Genomic DNA, 1,394 nt, shown 5'->3' with positions numbered 1-1,394 from the left:
CAACAGATGGAGTGGTTGCCGCCCTCCCCAGACGGCATCGCAATGTGCCAAGGTCGTGGTGTTGAAAGCCACACAAAGAGGAGGACGGCGAGATGAAGGATATGATGATCGGGGTCGATCTGGCAAAGAATGTTTTTCAAGTTCATGGGGCGCTGCACACGGGGGAGATTCAGTTTCGCAAGAAGCTGACGCGAACGCAGTTTCCCGTGTTCATGGCTAAGCAGGAGCCAAGCTTGGTTATCCTCGAGGCATGTGGCAGCGCACATTATTGGGCGCGCGAGATGGAAGCGCTTGGACATGAGGTAAAACTCATCGCGCCACAGTATGCTCGCCCGTTCGTGAAGCGCCAGAAAAACGACGCTGCCGACGCCGAGGCGATTGTCATCGCGGCTCGCCAGCCCGAGATGCGCTTCGTGGAGCCTAAAACAGTCGAGCAACAATCGCGCGCGGCAGTTTTCCGTGGCCGGGAACGCCTGGTGCATCAGCGGACGGCGGATGTGAACGCCTTGCGGGCGCTGTTGTATGAGCATGGGCATGTGTTTCCTCAAGGGATACGCAGTCTTAATCGCATCACAGCGCTTGTAGAGGATAAGACTGCCGACTTGCTGTCATTGATCCGCGAGGAGTGCTTGGACCTGCTGGCGCAGATTGCAGAGAAAACGGCGCGTATCAACGAACGCACCGCGAAACTCGAGTCGCTGGCCGCTGAGTCAGACAGGGCGCGCAGGCTTCAGACTATGCCCGGTGTTGGGCCACTGACGGCCATCGCTGTAGAAGCGTTTGGACCTGATATGGCGCAGTTCAAAACGGGACGTGACTTTGCGGCTTGGTTGGGTCTGGTGCCCAAGCAACATTCTTCGGGAGGCAAAGAACGTTTGGGGCGGATGACCAAGGCCGGGCAAGCTGATATAAGACGTCTCTTGATCATTGGGGCAATGTCGCGGCTGGGCTGGCTCGGACGGCGCACAATTACGGAGGGCAGCTGGCTATCACGATTGTTGGCGCGCAAGCCCAAGATGCTGGTCGCTATCGCGCTGGCCAATAAGATGGCCCGGCAAATCTGGGCGATGCTGACAAAGAACGAAGATTACAAGGATCCGGCGCTGGCAGTCGCGGCATGATGCTCTTGTTGAACTGCTAGCGACGGTGCCAAGGGGAGTGTAAGAAGACGACGACCTGAATGGGCAAAACGATCGAATAGATCTGGATTGGGAAAACCAGTTAGGGCCTACGAGCTCAGAGCTCGCTCAACAGATTTGGACCTGATCCGCTGATCACCATCCCGGCCCGCGGCTTTTGGAAGTGCCGCATCTCGAGGCCTTACAGAAGACCGCACTCGATCACTCGCCAATAGGGTCAAAAAATTCTTGCACTACGGGCGGCAACCACAGAAG

1 protein-coding gene is annotated in these 1,394 nt (G+C 57.1%); it reads left to right on the top strand.

Annotated elements, in window-relative coordinates; translation table 11 throughout:
- The first annotated feature begins 92 nt into the window (after positions 1 to 92).
- Positions 93 to 1,121, top strand: coding sequence for an IS110 family transposase (locus ACGYLA_RS19515; protein WP_067629787.1), 1,029 nt, complete (start codon positions 93 to 95; stop codon positions 1,119 to 1,121).
- The last annotated feature ends 273 nt before the right edge of the window (positions 1,122 to 1,394 follow it).

Source organism: Sulfitobacter sp. 1A13679, from assembly GCF_043557115.1.
Taxonomy (GTDB): domain Bacteria; phylum Pseudomonadota; class Alphaproteobacteria; order Rhodobacterales; family Rhodobacteraceae; genus Sulfitobacter; species Sulfitobacter faviae.
The sequence above is the reverse complement of the archived record's forward strand: the minus strand, read 5'-3'. Positions and strand labels throughout refer to the sequence as shown.